Here is an 18,289-nt window from a genome sequence, read left to right on the forward strand (position 1 = left end):
CAGGCACATGCTCGTTCCCACGCTCTGCGTGGTAACGCCTCCCAGGACGCTCCGCGTCCCGTCGCAAATGAAGGGGCACGCGGATCTTCAGAGCCAAGGTTGGATGTCGATCAGGCCTGGCATACCTGCATAGTTGCGCGCGCTGGAGTAACGCCAGTGTTCAGCCAGGTCCACATAGCCTCGCTTTATGGGGTTGTGATGGATGTAATCAAGCTTCTGGCGCATGACTGCCTCGCTGTAAACCAATTGCGCATGTGAGCCTTCCTGCCACAGTTGATAAACACGATCTGTCTTGTGTGCACGCTTGCAGAAACGCAGGCGCTGCAATACCCGCTCCGCGCCTTTGCTTTGCAGGTCGTCAATGATGGTTCGGGCGGTGAAGGATTTGAATTGGCTGACGCACTTTCCCAGATCTGGCGCTTGAGCAATAAAGTGCAAGTGATTTTCCAGGATGACGTAACCAAACAAGTTTAAAGCGTGGTTGCTTTGTTGATATCGCCAGCAATCCAGAAGATGGTCCACCAGGTAGTTGCAGGTGAAGAGGGGGAGCCATTCCATGACAGTGCAGGTGAGGAAGTGGGGTTTTTCGGGTTCGGTGATGACATAGCGGCTTCTGCCCACGTGTTCATCCTTGATTTCGGGTGGACGCGGAGCGTCCGAGGAGGCATTCCCACGCGGAGCGCGGGAACGATCATGATTCAGCGTCGCGTCGCAGGCCATGAATCTGCGACGCGGCGCTTAGGCGTCAACAGTTATTGGGCATAGATATGAACAACGAAGTGCTGGCCTGAGTTTGTCAATTCGTAGGCTTTGTCGTAGATGGTCAACGTTCTTGAGGGCTCCTGAATGGTGTCCCCGATCTTGGCGTGTTTCCTGAACTCGTCCCAGTCTATGACCGTGGTGCTAGTGCCGCCGCCGCTTTGCAGTGTGTTGCCATTACTTTGATATTCCATGATAAAACTCTCCATTGATGTGCCTTTGCGGCCGATTATTCGGCTGGCGATGAAACCCGAAAGGCGGCAGTTATCGCTGCGTTTTCCTTGCGGGTAACAAGAGGCTAGACAATGAAAGCGAGCTACGTAGCGGTCGGAAATATCAGAAAACAGTCTCGGCAATCGGCCAGTACCAACTGGCCGAATTCGTACGTTAAGCGTTCATTACTTTCCGAATATCGGCAGCCAATTCCCTCACACGCTCTTCCTCGGTATCCCACGCACACATGAAGCGCGCACCGCCTTTGCCGATGAAGGTGTAGAAGCGCCAGCCCTTGGCGGTCAGCGCTGCAATCGCGGGTTCCGAGAGTTGCAGGAACACGCCGTTGGCCTGTACCGGGAACATCAATTCCACGCCGGGAATATCCGACACCAGGCTGCTGAGCAATTGCGCGCAATGGTTGGCGTGGCGTGCATGCTTGAGCCACGCGTCATTTTCCAGCAGGCCCACCCATGGCGCAGAAAGGAAGCGCATTTTCGACGCCAACTGACCGGCCTGTTTGCAGCGGTAGTCAAAGTCTTCAGCCAGTTTGTGATTGAAGAACAGGATGGCTTCACCTACCGCCATGCCGTTTTTGGTACCACCAAAGCAAAGCACGTCGACGCCGGCTTTCCAGGTCAGGTCGGCCGGTGAGCAGCCCAGGAATGCACAGGCATTGGCGAAGCGTGCGCCGTCCATGTGCAGGTTCAGTCCCAGTTCCTTGCAGGTGGCGCTGATGGCGCGGATTTCTTCCGGGGTGTACACGCTGCCGACTTCGGTGGCCTGGGTCAGGGTCACGACGCGCGGCTTGGGATAATGGATATCCTGGCGCTTGAGGGCGATTTCGCGGATCGACTCCGGGGTCAGCTTGCCGTTCTCGGTACGGGCAACCAGCAGTTTGGAGCCGTTGGAGAAAAACTCCGGCGCGCCGCATTCGTCGGTTTCGACGTGGGCGGTTTCCGAGCAAATCACGCTATGGTAGCTCTGGCACAACGAGGACAGCGCCAGGGAGTTGGCAGCTGTACCGTTGAAGGCGAAGAACACCTCGCAGTCGGTCTCGAATAGATTGCGGAAACCGTCGGCGGCGCGGTGGGTCCATTCATCATCGCCGTAGGCGCGTTGATGGCCCTGGTTGGCTTGTTCCATGGCGGCCCAGGCTTCCGGGCAGATGCCGGAATAGTTGTCGCTGGCAAATTGTTGGCTCTTGTCGGTCATGGCCCGTTCCTGTGGTCGATGTTGGTGCGCACTTTACCCAAGATTGCCGGGGGCACGCACGCACTGTAAATGCAAAGTCGTTGGGGAATTATGCACGGTACTCACACCTTGCCTGTCGGACCTGTCCGAGATGGCGCTTTGGATCTGCTCAAGTGGCTGGCGCTGTTGAGTATGGTGCTCGATCATCTGCGCTATGTGGGGCTGAGCCTGGATGGGCTATACGTGCCGGGGCGTCTGGCGTTTCCATGGTTTTGCCTGGCGATTGCGGCCAATGTGCATCGTGTCCGTTACGTCCCAGTGACCGGCCATTGGCGCTACCTGGGTTGGTTGCTGTTGTTCAGCGTGATCAGCGAAGTGCCATATCGGCTATTTATCGAGGACGCCGATACGTTGAATGTGCTGCCGACTTTGGTGTTAGGTTTGCTGGTTGCCCGAGGTTGGCAGCAAAAGGCGCTTTTTGATCGAGGATTAGCGCTGTTAGCGCTCAGTATCGCGGGGGCGTTTGCGACACATTTGATGTTCGGTTTTTTCGGTGTGTTGCTGCCCGTGGCGATGTTGCTGGTGTTCAGTCGCCCTTGGTATTTCAGTGTGCTTCCAGGCTTGGTTTGTGTTGCCGCCAACCAATGGCAGATTTTGCTGAATAGCGGCACACCGGTGGCGCTGTTGGGGTTGGCAACATGCCTGATTGCGCCATGGGTGGGTTTGGTCTTGTTGCGACATGCCAAAAATGTCTCGCCACCAGCGATGCGGCGTTGGGCCTATGCTTTATATCCACTGCATTTCTTGCTGCTGCTACTCATCCGCCTGATCATCGCCTAACCCCTGTGGGAGCTGGCTTGCCTGCGATGCACACACCTTGGTCTGCCAGTTGCACCGCAGCGATGCCATCGCAGGCAAGCCAGCTCGCACACAAGCGTTTGCACATTCTTGAGTCCATGTCGTAAACGCACCTTTGCGTGGCGTGCGCAGGCATTTGGCCCGCACGCGCCAGCCCTACCATCGCATCAAAGGGCCCTGCGAGGGCCTCAACAATACGAAAGGCTGGGAGAGACGCGATGTTCAGCAAACAAGACCAGATCCAGGGATATGACGACGCACTGCTGGCGGCGATGAATGCCGAGGAGCAGCGCCAGGAAGATCATATCGAGCTGATCGCGTCGGAGAACTACACCAGCAAGCGCGTGATGGAAGCTCAAGGCAGTGGCCTTACCAACAAATACGCCGAAGGCTACCCGGGCAAGCGCTACTACGGCGGCTGCGAACATGTGGACAAGGTCGAAGCCCTTGCCATCGAACGCGCCAAGCAGCTGTTCGGCGCCGATTACGCCAACGTGCAACCGCACTCCGGTTCCTCCGCCAACAGCGCCGTGTACCTGGCGCTGATCAATGCCGGCGACACCATCCTGGGCATGAGCCTGGCCCACGGCGGTCACCTGACCCACGGCGCCAAAGTGTCATCCTCGGGCAAGCTGTATAACGCGGTGCAGTACGGCATCAACACCGACACCGGCCTGATCGACTACGACGAAGTCGAGCGCCTGGCGGTCGAGCACAAGCCGAAGATGGTCGTGGCAGGGTTCTCGGCCTACTCCAAGACCCTGGATTTCCCACGCTTCCGTCAGATCGCCGACAAGGTAGGCGCGCTGCTGTTCGTCGACATGGCCCACGTTGCCGGCCTGGTTGCCGCTGGCCTGTACCCGAACCCGCTGCCTTACGCCGACGTGGTCACCACCACCACCCACAAAACCCTGCGCGGTCCACGGGGCGGCCTGATCCTGGCCAAGGCCAACGAAGAAATCGAAAAGAAACTCAACGCTGCGGTATTCCCCGGCGCCCAGGGCGGCCCGCTGATGCACGTGATCGCCGGCAAGGCCGTGTGCTTCAAGGAAGCGCTCGAGCCCGGCTTCAAGGCGTACCAGCAGCAAGTGATCGATAACGCTCAGGCCATGGCCGAAGTGTTCATCAAGCGTGGCTACGATGTGGTCTCCGGCGGCACCGACAACCACCTGTTCCTGGTCAGCCTGATCCGCCAAGGCCTCACCGGCAAAGAGGCGGATGCCGCTCTGGGTCGCGCCCACATCACCGTCAACAAAAACGCGGTGCCGAATGACCCGCAGTCGCCGTTCGTGACCTCGGGCCTGCGCATCGGCACCCCGGCGGTGACCACTCGTGGCTTCAAAGTGCCGCAGTGCGTAGAGCTGGCCGGCTGGATCTGCGACATCCTCGACAACCTCGGCGACGCCGATGTCGAGGCCAACGTGGCCAAGCACGTGTCTGCCCTGTGCGCTGATTTCCCGGTTTATCGCTGAGCGCGGTTTTGGAGTAATGACTATGCAACGCTACTCAGGCTTCGGCCTCTTCAAGCACTCCCTCAGCCATCACGAAAACTGGCAGAAGATGTGGCGCACGCCGACCCCGAAAAAGGTCTACGACGTAGTGATCGTCGGCGGCGGCGGGCATGGTCTGGCGACCGCCTACTACCTGGCCAAGGAACACGGCATCACCAACGTGGCGGTGGTCGAGAAAGGCTGGCTGGGCGGCGGTAACACCGCGCGCAACACCACCATCGTGCGTTCCAACTACCTGTGGGACGAGTCGGCGCACCTGTACGAACACGCCATGAAACTCTGGGAAGGTTTGTCCCAGGACCTGAACTACAACGTGATGTTCTCCCAGCGTGGCGTGTACAACCTGTGCCACACCCTGCAGGACATCCGTGATTCCGAACGCCGCGTGAGCGCCAACCGCCTCAACGGTGTGGACGGCGAGCTGCTGAATGCCCAGCAAGTAGCCGACGAAATCCCGTATCTGGATTGCTCCAAGAACACCCGTTACCCCGTGCTCGGCGCCACCGTGCAACGTCGCGGCGGCGTGGCCCGTCACGATGCCGTGGCCTGGGGCTTTGCCCGTGCTGCCGATGCCTTGGGCGTGGACCTGATCCAGCAGACCGAAGTGATCGGGTTCCGCAAGGAAAACGGCGTGTGCATCGGCGTGGAAACCAACAAGGGCTTTATCGGCGCCAAGCGTGTCGGTGTGGTGACTGCCGGTAATTCCGGGCACATGGCTTCGCTGGCGGGCTTCCGCCTGCCGATCGAATCCCACCCGCTGCAAGCCCTGGTGTCGGAGCCGATCAAGCCGATTATCGACAGCGTGATCATGTCCAACGCCGTGCACGGTTATATCAGCCAGTCCGACAAGGGCGACCTGGTGATCGGCGCCGGTATCGACGGCTACAACGGTTACGGCCAGCGCGGTTCGTACCCGGTGATCGAGCACACCATCCAGGCCATCGTCGAGATGTTCCCGGTGCTGTCACGGGTGCGCATGAACCGCCAGTGGGGCGGCATCGTCGACACCACGCCGGATGCCTGCCCGATCATCTCCAAGACCCCGGTACCGAACATGTTCTTCAACTGCGGTTGGGGTACGGGCGGCTTCAAGGCCACCCCAGGCTCAGGCAACGTGTTTGCCGCCAGCCTGGCCAAGGGTGAAATGCACCCACTGGCCGCACCTTTTTCCATCGACCGTTTCCACAACGGTGCGTTGATCGACGAACACGGCGCTGCGGCCGTCGCCCACTAACAGGAGAAATTCCCTATGTTGCATATCTTCTGTCCTCACTGTGGCGAACTGCGCTCCGAAGAGGAATTCCACGCGTCCGGCCAAGCGCACATCCCGCGCCCGCTAGACCCGAATGCCTGCACCGACGAGCAGTGGGGCGACTACATGTTCTTTCGCGATAACCCGCGCGGCCTGCACCACGAACTGTGGATCCATGCCGCCGGTTGCCGCCAGTATTTCAACGCCACCCGCGACACTGTGACCTACGAAATTCTTGAAACCTACAAGATCGGTGAGAAGCCTCAGTTCACCGCCAAGGCCTCTGGAGAGAAGGTATGAGCCAGATCAATCGCCTGTCCAACGGTGGCCGCATCGACCGTAATAAAGTCCTGACGTTTACGTTCAACGGTCAGAGCTACAAGGGCTTTGAAGGCGACACCCTGGCCGCAGCCCTGCTGGCCAACGGTGTCGACATCATTGGCCGCAGCTTCAAGTATTCGCGCCCACGGGGCATCTTTGCCGCCGGCGCCGAAGAGCCGAACGCGGTGCTGCAGATCGGCGCCACCGAAGCCACGCAGATCCCCAACGTGCGCGCCACCCAACAGGCGCTGTACCAGGGCTTGGTTGCTACCAGCACCAACGGCTGGCCGAGCGTGAACAACGACATGATGGGGATTCTCGGCAAGGTCGGCGGCAAGCTGATGCCGCCGGGTTTCTACTACAAAACCTTCATGTACCCGCAATCGTTCTGGATGACCTACGAGAAGTACATCCGCAAGGCGGCGGGCCTTGGTCGCTCGCCCACCGAGAACGACCCGGACACCTACGACAACTTCAACCGTCATTGCGACGTGCTGGTCGTGGGCGCAGGCCCTGCGGGCCTTGCGGCTGCGCTGGCCGCTGCGCGCAGCGGTGCTCGGGTGATCATCGCCGACGAGCAGGAAGAGTTCGGTGGTTCGCTGCTCGATTCCCGCGAAAGCCTCGACGGCAAGCCCGCCACTGAATGGGTTGCCGGCGTCATTGCCGAATTGAAAGCCCTGCCGGACGTGGTGCTGCTGCCCCGCGCCACCGTCAACGGTTACCACGACCACAACTTTCTGACCATTCACGAGCGTCTGACCGACCACCTGGGAGACCGTGCGCCGATTGGCGTGGTGCGTCAGCGTATTCACCGCGTACGCGCCAAGCGTGTGGTGCTGGCCACCGGTGCGTGCGAGCGTCCGCTGGTGTACGGCAACAACGATGTGCCGGGCAATATGCTCGCGGGTGCGGTGTCTACCTACGTGCGTCGCTACGGCGTGGCACCGGGTAAAAAGCTGCTGCTGTCGACCAACAACGATCATGCCTACCGCGTTGCGCTGGATTGGTTCGATGCGGGCCTCACCGTTGTCGCGGTGGCCGATGCGCGCCACAACCCACGCGGGGCACTGGTTGAAGAAGCTCGCGCCAAAGGCATTCGCATCCTCACCGGCAGCGCCGTGATCGAGGCCCGTGGCAGTAAGCACGTGACCGGTGCCCGCGTGGCAGCCATCGACGTCAAGGCGCATAAAGTCACCAGCCCCGGCGAGTGGCTGGACTGCGACCTGGTCGCCAGCTCCGGCGGTTACAGCCCGGTGGTGCACCTGGCCTCGCACTTGGGCGGCAAACCGACCTGGCGTGAAGATATCCTCGGGTTTGTACCGGGCGAAGCACCGCAAAAACGCGTGTGCGTGGGCGGCATCAACGGTGTCTACGGCCTTGGCGATTCCCTCGCCGATGGCTTTGAAGGCGGCGTGCGTGCGGCCAGCGAAGCCGGTTTTGCCCCGGTTGAAGGCACGCTGCCAAAAGCCTTGAGCCGTCTGGAAGAACCGACCCTGGCGCTGTTCCAGGTGCCCCACGAAAAAGCCACTGCACGGGCGCCGAAGCAATTTGTCGACCTTCAGAATGACGTCACCGCGGCCGCCATCGAACTCGCGACCCGCGAAGGTTTCGAGTCAGTGGAACACGTCAAACGCTACACCGCGCTGGGCTTCGGCACCGACCAGGGCAAGCTGGGTAACGTCAACGGCCTGGCCATCGCGGCCCGTTCGTTGAACGTGACTATCCCGCAGATGGGCACCACCATGTTCCGCCCCAACTACACGCCGGTGACGTTCGGCGCCGTAGCGGGCCGTCACTGTGGGCATATCTTCGAGCCGGTGCGCTACACCGCCCTGCAAGCCTGGCACGTGAAGAACGGCGCCGAGTTTGAGGACGTCGGCCAGTGGAAACGCCCATGGTATTTCCCGCGCAACGGTGAAGACCTGCACGCCGCGGTGAAGCGCGAATGCCTGGCGGTGCGTGACAGCGTCGGCCTGCTGGACGCGTCCACCCTCGGCAAGATTGACATTCAGGGCCCGGATGCCCGCGAGTTCCTCAACCGTATCTACACCAACGCCTGGACCAAGCTCGACGTGGGCAAGGCGCGCTACGGCCTGATGTGCAAGGAAGACGGCATGGTGTTCGATGACGGCGTCACTGCCTGTCTGGCCGACAACCACTTCCTGATGACCACCACCACTGGCGGCGCCGCCCGCGTATTGCAGTGGCTGGAAATCTACCAACAGACCGAATGGCCAGACCTCAAGGTGTACTTCACCTCGGTCACCGACCATTGGGCAACCATGACCCTGTCGGGCCCCAACAGCCGCAAGCTGCTCAGTGAAATCACCGATATCGACCTGGACAAGGACGGTTTCCCGTTCATGACCTGGAAGGAAGGCCTGGTGGGTGGCGTGCCGGCACGGGTGTTCCGTATCTCGTTTACCGGTGAGTTGTCGTATGAGGTCAACGTGCAGGCCGACTACGCCATGGGCGTGCTGGAAAAAATCGTCGAGGCCGGCAAACAGTACAACCTGACCCCGTACGGCACCGAGACCATGCACGTACTGCGCGCCGAGAAGGGCTTCATCATCGTCGGGCAAGACACCGACGGCTCGATGACCCCGGACGACCTGAACATGGGCTGGTGCGTTGGCCGGACCAAGCCGTTCTCGTGGATCGGCTGGCGCGGGATGAACCGTGAAGACTGCGTGCGTGAAGAGCGCAAGCAGTTGGTGGGGCTCAAACCGATTGATCCGAATGTGTGGCTGCCGGAAGGCGCGCAGTTGGTGTTCGATCCGAAGCAGACGATTCCGATGAAGATGGTGGGTCACGTTACCTCAAGTTATGCGCATAACTCCCTGGGCTATTCGTTTGCCATGGGTGTGGTGAAGGGCGGCTTGAAGCGCATCGGTGAGCGAGTGTTCTCGCCGCAAGCGGATGGCAGCGTGATCGAAGCCGAGATTGTGTCTTCGGTGTTCTTTGACCCCAAAGGTGATCGGCAGAACGTCTGACACCTGATCGTTCCCACGCTCTGCGTGGGAATGCATTCCGGGGCGCTCTGCGCCCCAAGGGCGGACGCAGAGCGTCCATGGCGGCATTCCCACGCAGAGCGTGGGAACGATCAACAGAATTCAGAACAGGTGCTTTATGACAGCAGCCAATGTTTACCAACAACGCCCCACCACCGGCGCCAAGGCCGAGTCGTCGCTGCACCATGCCGACCTCGCCAGCCTGGTCGGCAAGGGCCGCAAGAATGCCGGCGTGACCGTGCGTGAAAAGAAACTCCTCGGCCATCTGACTATCCGTGGCGATGGCCACGACGCCGCCTTCGCCGCTGGCGTACACAAGGCCGTCGGCATTGAGCTGCCCGGCCCGTTGAGTGTGGTCTTCAAAGGTGAAACCAGCCTTCAGTGGCTCGGCCCGGACGAGTGGCTGTTGATCGTGCCGAGCGGTGAAGAATTCGCCGCCGAACAGAACCTGCGTGCCGCCCTGGGCGACCTGCATATCCAGATCGTCAACGTCAGCGGCGGCCAGCAGATTCTTGAACTGAGCGGCCCTAACGTGCGCGATGTGCTGATGAAGTCCACCAGCTACGACGTACACCCCAACAACTTTCCGGTTGGCAAAGCCGTGGGTACGGTGTTCGCCAAGTCGCAACTGGTGATCCGTCATACGGCTGAAGACACCTGGGAACTGCTGATCCGCCGCAGCTTCTCGGATTACTGGTGGTTGTGGTTGCAGGATGCCTCGGCCGAATTCGGTTTGAGCGTTCAAGCCTGAGGAATCGCCCATGAGCCGCGCACCCGATACATGGATTTTGACCGCCGACTGCCCCAGCGTGCTCGGCACGGTGGACGCGGTCACCCGCTACCTGTTCGAGCAGGGCTGTTACGTCACCGAGCACCATTCGTTCGATGACCGCCTTTCTGGCCGGTTTTTCATTCGTGTGGAGTTCCGCCAGCCCGACGGTTTCGACGAGCAAGCCTTTCGCGCAGGTCTGGCGACCCGTGGTGAAGCGTTTGGCATGATCTTCGAACTGACGGCGCCGAACTACCGGCCCAAAGTGGTGATCATGGTCTCCAAGGCCGATCACTGCCTGAACGACCTGCTGTACCGCCAGCGCATCGGCCAATTGTCGATGGACGTGGTCGCGGTGGTGTCCAACCACCCTGATCTCAAACCGTTGGCCGACTGGCACCAGATTCCCTACTACCATTTCCCACTGGACCCCAACGATAAACCGTCCCAGGAACGTCAGGTGTGGCAGGTGATTGAAGACACCGGCGCCGAATTGGTCATCCTTGCGCGCTACATGCAAGTGCTGTCACCAGAGCTGTGCCGCAAGCTGGACGGCAAGGCCATCAACATTCACCACTCGTTGCTGCCGGGCTTCAAGGGCGCCAAGCCCTATCACCAGGCGTACAACAAGGGCGTGAAATTGGTGGGCGCAACGGCGCATTACATCAACAACGATCTGGATGAAGGGCCGATCATCGCCCAAGGCGTGGAGGTGGTAGATCACAGCCACTATCCCGAAGATTTGATTGCCAAGGGGCGGGATATCGAAGGGCTCACATTGGCGCGGGCGGTGGGGTATCACATCGAGCGGCGGGTGTTCCTGAATGCCAATCGCACCGTCGTTCTCTAGATCGCTGTCGCAGGCAAGCCAGCTCCCACATTCCTGGATGTGTGAACCCGATCCACGGTGGGAACTGGCTTGCCTGCGATGAGGCCCTTACAAGCAACACAAGAAACAGCATCTGTACCCGAGCACTTAACGCGCTGCCCCAAGGGCAACGCAGTTCCATAAAAACAACAGCGAGGTGAAAGCATGTCTGGTAATCGTGGTGTCGTGTATCTCGGCAACGGCAAGGTCGAAGTACAGAAAATCGACTATCCCAAAATGCAGGACCCGCGCGGCAGGAAGATTGAGCACGGCGTCATCCTGCGCGTGGTCTCCACCAACATCTGCGGCTCCGACCAACACATGGTGCGCGGCCGCACCACGGCCCAGACCGGCCTGGTGCTGGGGCATGAAATCACCGGTGAAGTGATCGAGAAGGGCAGCGACGTAGAGAACCTGAAAATCGGTGACCTGGTCTCCGTGCCGTTCAACGTTGCTTGCGGGCGCTGCCGCTCGTGCAAGGAACAACACACCGGCGTGTGCCTGACCGTCAACCCGGCCCGTGCCGGTGGTGCCTATGGCTACGTCGACATGGGCGACTGGACCGGTGGCCAGGCCGAGTACGTGCTGGTGCCGTACGCCGACTTCAACCTGCTGAAACTGCCGGATCGCGACAAGGCCATGGAGAAAATCCGTGACCTGACCTGCCTCTCCGACATCCTGCCCACCGGCTACCACGGCGCTGTTACTGCCGGCGTCGGCCCAGGCAGCACTGTCTATATCGCCGGTGCCGGCCCGGTGGGTCTGGCGGCTGCCGCTTCCGCTCGCTTGCTGGGTGCAGCGGTGGTGATCATCGGCGACGTCAACTCGATCCGTCTGGCCCACGCCAAGGCCCAGGGTTTTGAAGTGGTCGACCTGTCCACTGACACCCCGCTGCACGAACAGATCGCCGCGTTGCTCGGCGAGCCGGAGGTGGACTGCGCCGTGGACTGCGTGGGCTTTGAAGCACGCGGCCACGGCCACGACGGCGTCAAGGCCGAAGCCCCTGCCACGGTGCTCAACTCGCTGATGGGCGTGGTGCGCGTGGCGGGCAAGATCGGTATCCCAGGTCTGTACGTGACTGAAGATCCAGGTGCGGTCGATGCCGCCGCGAAAATGGGCAGCCTGAGCATCCGCTTTGGTCTGGGCTGGGCCAAATCCCACAGCTTCCATACCGGGCAGACGCCCGTGATGAAGTACAACCGTCAACTGATGCAGGCGATCATGTGGGACCGTATCAACATCGCCGAAATCGTCGGTGTGCAGGTGATCAGCCTGGATGATGCGCCACGCGGGTATGGCGAGTTCGATGCGGGTGTGCCGAAGAAGTTTGTGATTGATCCGCATAAGTTGTTCAGTGCGGCGTAAAGCGTTGGGCAAATGAAAAAGGGCGACCCTGGGTCGCCCTTCTCCCTTTGCAAATAATGCTCAAACCCGTGGGCGCGCATCCTGCTAAGTGAAACAGTCCATTATTTGTAAGTGAACGAACATTTGGAAATGTCCGTACTTTTGCAGAAGACGCCATCCCATTGAGTGCCCGATGCCGCGGCCCAGTCGTTGACGGGTTTCAACGTCACCCTGACACCGGCATCACCCTCTCCCTCATAGCTGCAGATGACCGCTTTGGTTTCGTCTTTGTACTTGGCGTCAGTGAACTTGGAGTCATCCAAGTAGTTGGGTTTTGCTTGCGGGTTCTCACCTTCCCAGGTGAGACCGTTGGGGCCAGGCGCCTTGTAAGAGTACCCACCGCCCTCCATTGCTGTTTGCTTGATGGTCGAGATGGGTGGGCAAGTTGCCGTGCCTGCGTAGGCATTCCCCATCAGTGCAAGCAGTGTGAAAGCGCCCACTGTCAATGCGATTTTCATCATTCAAATCCTTCTGGTATCAGTTGCGAGTGGAGTCTGGATCTTAGGATGCCCTATCAATAGCGCCTACTGTCAGAATTGACAGTTCGGTAGAGTGATTTTTTATAAAAAAGTTAAATTTTATTTCGAATGGAATTTAAGAGTCTATGTGACCGCCTCTGGCACTGAAAAACAAATGTGGGAGGGGGCTTGCTCACGATATAGGTAGCTCAGTCAGTAAAGTTGTGACTGAACTGCCGTTATCGGGAGCAAGCCCCCTCCCACAAGAGTTTTATGATGTTTGGGAGATCAGCGAATAGCCAGTGCACCCTGGTAAATGGTCGGGCCGGTTGGCTGTTTACTCACTGAACCACCTTTGGTTTCCGAGCTCACCATCAATTCCACCGGCTTGCTGATGGTTTCCTGTTGGCGTGGGTTCAGGCCGATGATGCCTTTGCCATCCTCCGGCAACAGTCCAAGGGACACCGGTGTGCCGTCTTTGGGAATCGCCCAGAGTTCAAGGCTCTGGTCCGGTGCTGGTGCCGTGGAGGCAATCGGTTCTACTTCCAGGTAGTCCTTGTGGGCCATGATCTGTGCGGCCGGCTGTTGGGTCGTGGTCACCAATGTCGCCGCGGATTTGACGCTGTCCTGGGTGTAGAGCGCGCCGCCGATACCGGCAACCACCACCACGCAGGCGCCGATGAACAGGCGAGGGCGGCTCCAGAACGCAGGCTTGTGCTCAATCACTGGGGGTTGGATCGCAGTCATAAGTCTCTTCTCGACAAATTCTATAGTCAGTTCATGGACCCGCTTATCCTCGATGGGTTCCTGAGGGGCTCCGGAACAACCGACGGGTTACCCAGTCCAACGCCTGCTTTTACCCCTATACCCAGAGGTTGTTTCGATGAAGATTTCACGCGGTTTTGCCCTGTCCTGCCTGTTGACCGTGGCCGCTGGCCCGGTGTTCGCAGCAGGTTTCAGCCTTGGCGATGCAGCCAACGCCATTTCCGGCATGCAGGGTGGCAACAACAAGGCTGCCGCCGCCGCGCCCACCTCGGAGACGGCCGACCTGCTGACGGCCTTGACCTCGCAACTGAACATCACCCCCGAGCAAGCAGTGGGCGGCACGGGCGCCATGCTGGGCCTGGCCAAGAACAAACTCAGCGGCAACGACTTCTCGCAGTTGAGCAGCACTGTGCCGGGTCTCGACAAGTTGTCAGGTAATAACGCATTGGGCAGCCTCGGTGCCCTGAGCGGGATGCTCGGCCAAACCGGCGGCAGCAGGACCAGCGGCCTGGACGGCCTATTGGGCAATGTGAAAAGCACCAATGACTTGAACACCGCCTTCAGCGCCTTGGGCATGGACAGCGGCATGATCGGCCAGTTTGCCCCGGTAATCCTGAAATACCTCGGCGGCGAGGGCGCCAGCAGCTCCGTATTGGGCAAATTGGCTCAAGCCTGGGGAACCGGTAGCTAGTTACCTGCGCAAAGGTCGTTTTTATAACGAGCAAGACTGAAATGTCATACCGGTAAATATCACAAGGTTGTAGGGAACCGTAAGAAGCAAGACACCACAATAAAGGTACCTTCCAAGGTCTCGTTTACGACGACCTTGGAAGGTTTCATTAATGACCTATGAGTGGTGGCGTTTTGAATATCAACGGGACACAAACTCCAGACATCAAAAACTATTTCAGTCCGCCTCCTCTTTCACGCAGTGGCGCTGATGATCAAGCGTTGCGCTCGCGCCTGGAAGAGATGGGGATTCACTCTGACAGCTACACAGCATCGGCGAGTCGCTTCAAAAAAAATGTCGAAGATCTGTCGCCTGGGCTTCGTTCTATTGTGCTGGGTGGAATTGATAATGCTTGGTCAGCGACAGCTCTGTTCAACGGCCTTGCCCGAAAGCACGCTTTCCGCTGTCTATAGTCAGGTTTCGTAGCATCTTGCGGGGCCAGGCGGTCATCGTTGCTCCCCACTGTTTTCCAGCAGTTCGTGAATTCGACGGTCCTTTTCCCTCCAGAGCTGGTTGACCCAGTTCTGGAGGGTCTGGCGAAACGCCGGATCGTTCTCGTAATCCCCTTGCCACAACGCCGGGTCCAGCTCGCGGGTGCGGATATCCACGATCACCTTCGGCACCGCGCCGCTGATCAGGTCCCAGAACCCTGGAATCTTTTGTTGTGGGTAGGCCACGGTCACGTCGAGTACCGCGTCCAGCTGTTCACCCATTGCTGCCAGCACAAACGCCACGCCGCCTGCCTTGGGCTTGAGTAGTCGAGTAAAGGGTGAACTTTGCTGCGCACGCTTGGCCTCGCTGAACCGCGTGCCTTCCAGGTAATTGACCACCGTCACCGGCTGACGCTTGAACAGCTCGCAGGCCTCTTTGGTGATTTTCAGATCCTGCCCCGCCAGCTCCGGGTGCTTGGCCAGGAATGCCTTGGTGTAGCGCTTCATGAACGGGTAATCCAGCGCCCACCAGGCCAGGCCGAGGAAGGGCACCCAGATCAGTTCTTTTTTCAGGAAGAACTTGAAGAACGGCGTGCGCCGGTTCAATGCCTGGATCAGCGCGGGAATATCGACCCAGGATTGGTGGTTGCTGATCACCAGGTAAGAGGTATCGCCGCGCAGGTCTTCGCCACCGCGAATATCCCATTGGGTGGGGATGCACGCGGCGAAGATCAGCTTGTCGATCTCGGCCCAGGTTTCGGCGATCCACATCACCGCCCATGAGGCATAGTCACGCGAGCGCCCTGGCGCCACCAGCTTGAGCAGGGCGAAGACCATCAAGGGGCCGATCAGGATCAGCGTGTTGAGTAACAGCAGCAGTGTAACCAGACAGCCGGTGAGCAGGCGGCGCATAAGCAACTTTTGGAATTCTGTGGGCGGGCCATGATAAGCAAGGTGAGTCTAGAGGCCAAATCGCAAAATGCCGCACGAATGTTTCACACTGTGCGCGATATGCTCGCTCAGCCAACTAAGTGCCGTGTTTGCGGTCTAGACTCCGCCCACTTCTTTCGAGGAAATCCTGCCGTGAAATTACTCCTTGCTGCGTTCGCTCTGGTTGCCGTCCCTGTCATGGCGGCCGAGCCCACGCTCTACGGTCGCTACGAATACATCCAGTTGCCGGAGATCGGCGAAACCTTCAAGGCCAAGATGGACACCGGCGCGCTGACCGCCTCGCTGTCGGCCCGTGACATCGAAACCTTCACCCGTGATGGCGACGACTGGGTGCGCTTCCGCCTCGGCGGCAAGGACGCTGGCAACAAGGTCTACGAGCACAAGGTATCACGCGTCAGCAAGATCAAGAGCCGCGCCGACGAAGACGATGACAAGGACGAAGCCAGCGTGGCCAAGCGCCCGGTGATCGATCTGGAGATGTGCCTGGGCGACGTCAAGCGCACCGTCGAGGTCAACCTCACCGACCGCAGCAGCTTCAACTACCCGCTGCTGATCGGCGCCAAGGCCCTGCGTGAATTTGGCGCTGCGGTAAACCCGGCACGTCGCTACACTGCGGACAAACCGGACTGCTGATCGAACCCATGCCGCACATCCTGATTGTCGAAGACGAAGCGGCGATAGCCGACACGCTGATCTTTGCCCTGCAAGGCGAGGGCTTCACCACCACCTGGCTGACGCTCGGCCAGGCGGCGCTGGAGCATCAGCGCCAGACCCCGGCTGACCTGATCATTCTCGACATCGGCCTGCCGGACATCACCGGCTTTGAAACCTGCAAGCAATTGCGCCGCTTCAGTGAAGTGCCGGTGATGTTCCTCAGTGCGCGGGATGCGGAGATCGACCGGGTGGTGGGGTTGGAGATCGGTGCCGACGATTATGTGGTCAAGCCTTTCAGCCCGCGGGAAGTGGCGGCGCGGGTCAGGGCGATTCTCAAGCGGGTCGGCCCGGGTGTGGCGCCAACCCTGTTCCAAGTGGATCTGGAACGCATGCAGATTCTCTATCGCGGCCAACCCTTGAGCCTCACGCGGCATGAGTTCCGCCTGCTGCAAAGTCTGCTGGACCAACCCGAGCGCGTGTTCAGCCGCGAACAACTGCTGGATGCGGTGGGCGTACCCTTTGATGCCGGTTATGAGCGCAATATCGATAGCCATATCAAGAGCCTGCGCAGCAAGCTCAGGAGCGTGGCGGCGGATGCCGAGCCGATCCAGACCCATCGTGGCCTCGGCTATAGCTACAGCCCGAGCCACAGCTGATGCGTCTTGGGCTGCGGATTTTCCTGGTGTATGCGCTGTTTATCGGCCTGACCGGCTACTTCGTGCTCAACACCGTGATGAAGGAAATCCGCCCCGGCGTGCGCCAGTCCACCGAAGAAACATTAGTGGACACCGCCAACCTGCTGGCTGAAATCCTGCGTGCAGACGTTAAAAACGGCACCCTCGGCCAGAGCCATTGGCCCGAATTGCTCAAGGCTTATGGCAGTCGCCAGCCGGGAGCGACGATCTGGGGCCTGCCGAAAAACCAGGTCAACCATCGCATCTACGTGACCGACGCCACAGGCAGGGTATTGCTCGACTCCAGCGGTGAAGCAGTCGGCCAGGACTATTCGAAATGGAACGACGTGTACCTGACCCTGCGCGGCGAATACGGTGCGCGCTCCACCCGCAGCGACGCAGACGACCCCACCTCATCGGTGATGCACGTGGGGGCGCCGATTCGTGACAACGGGCAGATCATCGGCGTGGTCACCGTAGCCAAGCCCAACAGCTCGTTGCAACCCTACGTGGATCGCACCGAGCGGCGCCTGCTGTGGTACGGCGCCGGGCTGGTCACCCTCGGGCTGCTGCTGGGCGCGCTATTGTCGTGGTGGCTGACGGCGGCCCTCAGACGCCTTACCGCCTATGCCGAAGCCGTGAGCGAGGGCCGCCGCGCCGAGTTGCCGCATTATCGCGGCGGCGAGCTCAAGCAGTTATCCACCGCCGTGGAACACATGCGCACGCAGCTGGAAGGCAAGGCTTACGTAGAGCGCTACGTGCATACGCTGACCCATGAATTGAAGAGCCCGCTGGCGGCGATTCGAGGTGCGGCGGAGCTGTTGCAGGGCGACATGAGCCGTGAGCAGCAGCAGCGGTTTGTCGGCAATATCGACAGCGAAAGTGCGCGCCTGCAACAGCTGATCGAGCGCCTGTTGAACCTGGCCCAGGTGGAACAGCGCCAAGGTCTGGAAGAGCAGTCGAGCATTTCTTTGGCAGCCCTGGTTGAGGATGTGTTGAAGGCTCAATGTGCGCGGGTCGAAGGCGCCGGCTTGCACGTCGAGCAGGCCATCGCTCCCGATGTGCGGGTATTTGGCGAACCTTTCCTGCTGCGCCAGGCCCTGGGCAACCTGCTCGACAACGCTCTGGATTTCACCCCACCCGGCGGCACGCTGAGGTTCAGCGCGCTGGTGCGGCATCACGAGGTGCAGGTCAGCCTGTTCAACCAGGCGCAGGCGATTCCCGACTACGCCTTGCCGCGCCTGAGCGAGCGTTTCTACTCGCTGCCGCGCCCGGCCAGCGGGCGCAAAAGTACGGGCCTGGGGCTCAACTTTGTCGAGGAGGTGATGAAGCTGCACGGCGGCTCGTTGCAGATCGGCAACGTACCGGGCGGCGTGCAAGCGGTGCTGCATCTCCACACAGTCTCCACATTGCCCACATAAATCCCCCATACCGACTGGGCAGACTCTCCCCATCAAAACAGGGAG

General features: G+C 60.0%; 19 protein-coding genes. 13 read left to right on the plus strand and 6 right to left on the minus strand.

Annotated features, from left to right (window positions below; translation table 11 throughout):
• Positions 1-87: 87 nt before the first annotated feature.
• The 3 genes from BMH52_RS18025 to BMH52_RS18035 all read right to left on the minus strand — a co-directional run bounded on the left by BMH52_RS18025 (position 88) and on the right by BMH52_RS18035 (position 2,187).
• On the minus strand, positions 88-621 hold the full coding sequence (locus BMH52_RS18025; protein ID WP_072435407.1) for a transposase: 534 nt from the start codon (positions 619-621) through the stop codon (positions 88-90).
• 131 nt (positions 622-752) lie between these two features.
• Complete coding sequence (locus BMH52_RS18030) at positions 753-953, minus strand: hypothetical protein (protein ID WP_014720236.1); 201 nt, start codon at positions 951-953, stop codon at positions 753-755.
• Between the two features lie 193 nt (positions 954-1,146).
• Positions 1,147-2,187 carry a low specificity L-threonine aldolase gene (locus tag BMH52_RS18035; RefSeq protein WP_073844553.1) on the minus strand — a complete coding sequence of 347 codons (1,041 nt, stop codon included), beginning with the start codon at positions 2,185-2,187 and terminating at the stop codon, positions 1,147-1,149.
• 90 nt (positions 2,188-2,277) lie between these two features.
• On the opposite strand from BMH52_RS18035, the gene BMH52_RS18040 reads away from it, so the two are divergent.
• The 8 genes from BMH52_RS18040 to fdhA all read left to right on the plus strand — a co-directional run bounded on the left by BMH52_RS18040 (position 2,278) and on the right by fdhA (position 12,121).
• On the plus strand, positions 2,278-3,006 hold the full coding sequence (locus BMH52_RS18040; RefSeq protein WP_038451785.1) for a TraX family protein: 729 nt from the start codon (positions 2,278-2,280) through the stop codon (positions 3,004-3,006).
• A gap of 236 nt (positions 3,007-3,242) precedes the next feature.
• Positions 3,243-4,496: a serine hydroxymethyltransferase gene (gene glyA / locus BMH52_RS18045; protein WP_003194857.1), complete on the plus strand. Its 1,254-nt coding sequence runs from the start codon at positions 3,243-3,245 to the stop codon at positions 4,494-4,496.
• A gap of 22 nt (positions 4,497-4,518) precedes the next feature.
• Positions 4,519-5,769, plus strand: a complete 1,251-nt coding sequence (locus BMH52_RS18050) for a sarcosine oxidase subunit beta (protein ID WP_003176546.1) — start codon at positions 4,519-4,521, stop codon at positions 5,767-5,769.
• A gap of 15 nt (positions 5,770-5,784) precedes the next feature.
• Positions 5,785-6,087 (plus strand): sarcosine oxidase subunit delta, encoded by a 303-nt coding sequence (locus tag BMH52_RS18055; RefSeq protein ID WP_003194855.1) that lies wholly within the window; start codon positions 5,785-5,787, stop codon positions 6,085-6,087.
• Positions 6,084-9,101, plus strand: a complete 3,018-nt coding sequence (locus BMH52_RS18060) for a sarcosine oxidase subunit alpha (protein ID WP_072435410.1) — start codon at positions 6,084-6,086, stop codon at positions 9,099-9,101. The genes BMH52_RS18055 and BMH52_RS18060 overlap by 4 nt, the downstream gene beginning before the upstream one ends.
• Positions 9,102-9,237: 136 nt before the next feature.
• A complete protein-coding gene (locus BMH52_RS18065) occupies positions 9,238-9,870 on the plus strand; it encodes a sarcosine oxidase subunit gamma (RefSeq protein WP_003194852.1) in 633 nt (210 codons plus the stop codon).
• A gap of 10 nt (positions 9,871-9,880) precedes the next feature.
• Positions 9,881-10,738, plus strand: coding sequence for a formyltetrahydrofolate deformylase (purU, locus tag BMH52_RS18070; protein WP_014720231.1), 858 nt, complete (start codon positions 9,881-9,883; stop codon positions 10,736-10,738).
• A 183-nt stretch (positions 10,739-10,921) separates the two neighbouring features.
• Positions 10,922-12,121, plus strand: coding sequence for a formaldehyde dehydrogenase, glutathione-independent (gene fdhA / locus BMH52_RS18075; protein ID WP_014720230.1), 1,200 nt, complete (start codon positions 10,922-10,924; stop codon positions 12,119-12,121).
• Positions 12,122-12,222: 101 nt separating this feature from the next.
• Here the strand turns inward: fdhA and BMH52_RS18080 are convergent, their stop codons facing one another.
• Both BMH52_RS18080 and BMH52_RS18085 read right to left on the minus strand, forming a co-directional pair.
• Positions 12,223-12,618 carry a DUF3757 domain-containing protein gene (locus BMH52_RS18080; protein WP_158068760.1) on the minus strand — a complete coding sequence of 132 codons (396 nt, stop codon included), beginning with the start codon at positions 12,616-12,618 and terminating at the stop codon, positions 12,223-12,225.
• Positions 12,619-12,906: 288 nt separating this feature from the next.
• Positions 12,907-13,365, minus strand: a complete 459-nt coding sequence (locus BMH52_RS18085; protein ID WP_073844557.1) for an anti-sigma factor domain-containing protein — start codon at positions 13,363-13,365, stop codon at positions 12,907-12,909.
• Between the two features lie 136 nt (positions 13,366-13,501).
• Here BMH52_RS18085 and BMH52_RS18090 point away from each other — a divergent pair, with 136 nt between their 5' ends.
• Positions 13,502-14,074: a DUF2780 domain-containing protein gene (locus tag BMH52_RS18090; protein WP_073844559.1), complete on the plus strand. Its 573-nt coding sequence runs from the start codon at positions 13,502-13,504 to the stop codon at positions 14,072-14,074.
• 173 nt (positions 14,075-14,247) lie between these two features.
• Complete coding sequence (locus tag BMH52_RS28915) at positions 14,248-14,526, plus strand: hypothetical protein (RefSeq protein WP_133633502.1); 279 nt, start codon at positions 14,248-14,250, stop codon at positions 14,524-14,526.
• Positions 14,527-14,559: 33 nt separating this feature from the next.
• On the opposite strand, the gene BMH52_RS18095 is transcribed toward BMH52_RS28915, so the two are convergent.
• The gene (locus BMH52_RS18095; protein WP_073844561.1) at positions 14,560-15,456 is read right to left on the minus strand and encodes an acyltransferase; all 897 of its coding nucleotides are present in this window, start codon (positions 15,454-15,456) and stop codon (positions 14,560-14,562) included.
• A 171-nt stretch (positions 15,457-15,627) separates the two neighbouring features.
• Between BMH52_RS18095 and BMH52_RS18100 the strand changes: the two genes are divergently transcribed.
• Genes BMH52_RS18100 through creC form a run of 3 tightly spaced genes read left to right on the plus strand, consistent with a single transcriptional unit; the run spans position 15,628 to position 18,244 of the window.
• On the plus strand, positions 15,628-16,128 hold the full coding sequence (locus BMH52_RS18100) for an ATP-dependent zinc protease (RefSeq protein ID WP_073844563.1): 501 nt from the start codon (positions 15,628-15,630) through the stop codon (positions 16,126-16,128).
• An 8-nt stretch (positions 16,129-16,136) separates the two neighbouring features.
• Positions 16,137-16,805, plus strand: a complete 669-nt coding sequence (creB, locus tag BMH52_RS18105) for a two-component system response regulator CreB (protein WP_019817425.1) — start codon at positions 16,137-16,139, stop codon at positions 16,803-16,805.
• A complete protein-coding gene (creC, locus tag BMH52_RS18110) occupies positions 16,805-18,244 on the plus strand; it encodes a two-component system sensor histidine kinase CreC (RefSeq protein ID WP_038451771.1) in 1,440 nt (479 codons plus the stop codon). Before creB ends, creC begins: the two co-directional genes overlap by 1 nt.
• Positions 18,245-18,289: the final 45 nt, after the last annotated feature.

This window comes from Pseudomonas sp. BTN1 (assembly GCF_001907715.1).
GTDB lineage: Bacteria > Pseudomonadota > Gammaproteobacteria > Pseudomonadales > Pseudomonadaceae > Aquipseudomonas > Aquipseudomonas paracarnis.